Raw genomic sequence first — 2,902 nt, 5'->3', positions numbered from 1 at the left:
AAAAAGAGAAAGTGGTCAAGATAGAAAGGGCTGACGGTGGAAACCTTGGCACACAGAGGCGAAGAAGGACGTGGCGACCGACGATAAACTCCGGGGAGCTGGAAGCGAGCAATGAGCCGGAGGTGTCCGAATGGGGCAACCCAAAAACAGCCCACCGAATCAAATAAGTGGGCATGAGCGAACCGGGCGAACTGAAACATCTTAGTAGCCCGAGGAAAAGAAAGCAAAAGCGATTTCCCGAGTAGTGGTGAGCGAAAGGGAAACAGCCTAAACCAACAGGTTTACCTGTTGGGGTAGTGGGACAGCGACACTGGACTTAGAGAGTTAGACAAAGCAGATGAAACCTGCACCAGAGAGGGTGAAAGTCCCGTAGTCGAAAACTCAAAGAGCCTAGCTGAATCCCGAGTAGCACGGAGCCCGTGAAAGTCCGTGTGAATCCGCCTCGACCACGAGGTAAGGCTAAATACTCCTGTGTGACCGATAGAGAAACAGTACCGTGAGGGAAAGGTGAAAAGAACCCCGGAAGGGGAGTGAAATAGAACCTGAAACCGTCAGCTTACAAGCAGTGGGAGTCCGATTTAACGGATGACCGCGTGCCTGTTGAAGCATGAGCCGGCGAGTTAAAGGCAATGGCAGGTTAAGACAGAAAATGTCGCAGCCCAAGCGAAAGCGAGTCTGAAGAGGGCGAAGAAGTCATTGTTTTTAGACCCGAACCCGGGTGATCTAACCATGTCCAGGATGAAGCTTGGGTAAAACCAATTGAAGGTCCGAACCGACCGATGTTGAAAAATCGGCGGATGAGGTGTGGTTAGGGGTGAAATGCCAATCGAACCCGGAGCTAGCTGGTTCTCCCCGAAATGTGTTGAGGCACAGCGGTTGTGGAAAAATCTGGGGGGTAAAGCACTGTTTCGGTGCGGGCTGCGAGAGCGGTACCAAATCGAGACAAACTCTGAATACCCAGAGGAAGAACAACCAGTCAGACGGTGGGGGATAAGCTCCATCGTCAAGAGGGAAACAGCCCAGACCACCAGCTAAGGTCCCCAAATCACCACTAAGTGAGAAAGGAGGTGGGAATGCTTAGACAACCAGGAGGTTTGCCTAGAAGCAGCCAACCTTAAAAGAGTGCGTAATAGCTCACTGGTCAAGCGTTGCCGCGCCGAAAATGAACGGGGCTAAGTGGTGTACCGAAGCTGTGGAATATGATTTATTGTATTGGTAGGGGAGCGTTCTGGCGTAGGGAGAAGCACTAGCGGAAGCAGGTGTGGACGAACCAGAAGTGAGAATGTCGGCTTGAGTAGCGAAAATGTAGGTGAGAATCCTACACCCCGAAACCCTAAGGGTTCCTCCGCACGGCTCGTCCGCGGAGGGTGAGTCAGGGCCTAAGGCGAGGCTGAAGAGCGTAGTCGATGGACAACGGGCGAAGAATCCCGTACCGGTGGTAAATTGGTCAGGGGAACGGAGAAGGTGTGTGCTAGCCGGAAGATGGTTACCGGTGCAACCGTACGAGGTGTTGAGGTCTGGAGAAAACAGACTGAGCTAAGGCGGGAGTCCGACCCTTTACGAAGGGGAAGTAGAGAGCATCAAGCTTCCAAGAAAAGCCCTAAAACCGTTAATTTACCAACGCCTGTACCCGAAACCGACACAGGTAGGGAGGTTGAGAAAACTCAGGGGCGCGAGATAACTCTCTCTAAGGAACTCGGCAAAATGGCTCCGTAACTTCGGGAGAAGGAGTGCTTACGCAAGTAAGCCGCAGTGAAGAGGCCCAGGCGACTGTTTACCAAAAACACAGGTCTCCGCCAACTCGTAAGAGGAAGTATGGGGGCTGACGCCTGCCCAGTGCCGGAAGGTTAAGGAAGTCGGTCAGGCGCAAGCTAAAGCTGATGACTGAAGCCCCGGTGAACGGCGGCCGTAACTATAACGGTCCTAAGGTAGCGAAATTCCTTGTCGGGTAAGTTCCGACCCGCACGAAAGGCGTAACGATCTGGGCACTGTCTCGGAGAGAGACTCGGCGAAATAGAATTGTCTGTGAAGATACGGACTACCTGCACCTGGACAGAAAGACCCTATGAAGCTTTACTGTATCCTGGAATTGGGTTCGGGCTTTGCTTGCGCAGAATAGGTGGGAGGCTTTGAAGTCATCCTTGTGGGGATGATGGAGCCATCGGTGAGATACCACTCTAGTAGAGCTAGAATTCTAACTCTGACCCGTGAATCCGGGTCGAAGACAGTTTCAGGGGGGCAGTTTGACTGGGGCGGTCGCCTCCTAAAAGGTAACGGAGGCGCGCAAAGGTTCCCTCAGAATGGTTGGAAATCATTCGCAGAGTGTAAAGGCAGAAGGGAGCTTGACTGTGAGACCTACAAGTCGAACAGGGTGGAAACACGGCCTTAGTGATCCGACGGTACTGTGTGGAAAGGCCGTCGCTCAACGGATAAAAGTTACTCTAGGGATAACAGGCTGATCTCCCCCAAGAGTTCACATCGACGGGGAGGTTTGGCACCTCGATGTCGGCTCATCGCAACCTGGGGCGGAAGTACGTCCCAAGGGTTGGGCTGTTCGCCCATTAAAGCGGTACGTGAGCTGGGTTCAGAACGTCGTGAGACAGTTCGGTCCATATCCGGTGCAGGCGCAAGAGCATTGAGAGGAGCCTTCCCTAGTACGAGAGGACCGGGAAGGACGCACCGCTGGTGTACCTGTTATCGTGCCAACGGTAAACGCAGGGTAGCTATGTGCGGAGTGGATAACCGCTGAAAGCATCTAAGTGGGAAGCCCACCTCAAGATGATTGCTCTCACCACTTTTTGTGGGTAAGGTCACGGGCAGAACACCCGTTGATAGGTGTTAGGTCGAAGTCCAGTGATGGATGTAGCCAAGACACACTAACAGACCGAGGGCTTGACCTCAT

1 rRNA gene is annotated in these 2,902 nt (G+C 53.1%); it reads left to right on the top strand.

What is annotated here, in order from left to right:
* Positions 1–13 precede the first annotated feature (13 nt).
* Positions 14–2,900 (top strand): 23S ribosomal RNA (locus PL11201_RS27480).
* Positions 2,901–2,902: the final 2 nt, after the last annotated feature.

It is taken from the genome of Planktothrix sp. PCC 11201, from assembly GCF_900009135.1.
Lineage (GTDB): Bacteria > Cyanobacteriota > Cyanobacteriia > Cyanobacteriales > Microcoleaceae > Planktothrix.
This window is presented reverse-complemented; position numbering and strand designations above follow the sequence as displayed.